We start from the raw sequence: 593 nt of genomic DNA, 5'->3' as shown, positions 1-593 counted from the left end.
CAGGCGGCCGGCAACGTCCAGGACGCCCACGGCCAGATCGGCCAGATCAAGAACCAGCTCAACACCCACCACGCCGAACTGCAGAGCGCCTGGAAGGGCGAGTCCTCCGCCGCGTTCACCCAGGTCTACAACCTGTTCGAGACCGAGTTCGCCAAGGTCCTCAAAGACCTGGACCTCATCCACGAAAAACTCGTGCACACCCAGGCCAAGTACCAGACCGCCGAACAGAACAAGACCGCCCGCGTCAACACCCTCAAAGGCCTGGTCAACGGCTGACGACCCCCACCACCCACCAGGAGAGCACCATGAGCACCGACTACACCTACGTCGACTTCGGCGGCATGCAGAACGCCCAGGCCAACTTCACCAGCGCGCTCAAGAGCTACCAGTCCGTCCTGGACACCCTCGACAGCCAGGTCCGCGCCCACCTGGCCGAGTGGGACGGCGACGCCCGCCACGCCTACGAGCAGAAATCCCGCGAATGGAAACTCGCCGCCCAGCGCATGGCCACCGCCGTCTCCGGCATGAGCAAGGTCATCGGCGAATCCCACGACATCCACCTCGGCGCCGAACGCCAGAACACCGCCATGTGG

2 protein-coding genes are annotated in these 593 nt (G+C 64.8%); both read left to right on the top strand.

The genetic code is table 11. The features are described from left to right. Positions 1-276, top strand: a 276-nt coding sequence (locus F8568_RS46480) for a WXG100 family type VII secretion target (protein ID WP_151600557.1), incomplete at its 5' end; no start/stop codon positions are given. A gap of 29 nt (positions 277-305) precedes the next feature. Further along, positions 306-593, top strand: a 288-nt coding sequence (locus tag F8568_RS46475; protein ID WP_151600556.1) for a WXG100 family type VII secretion target, incomplete at its 3' end; no start/stop codon positions are given.

It is taken from the genome of Actinomadura physcomitrii, assembly GCF_008923205.2.
In the GTDB taxonomy this organism is placed as follows: Bacteria; Actinomycetota; Actinomycetes; order Streptosporangiales; family Streptosporangiaceae; genus Spirillospora; species Spirillospora physcomitrii.
This window is presented reverse-complemented; position numbering and strand designations above follow the sequence as displayed.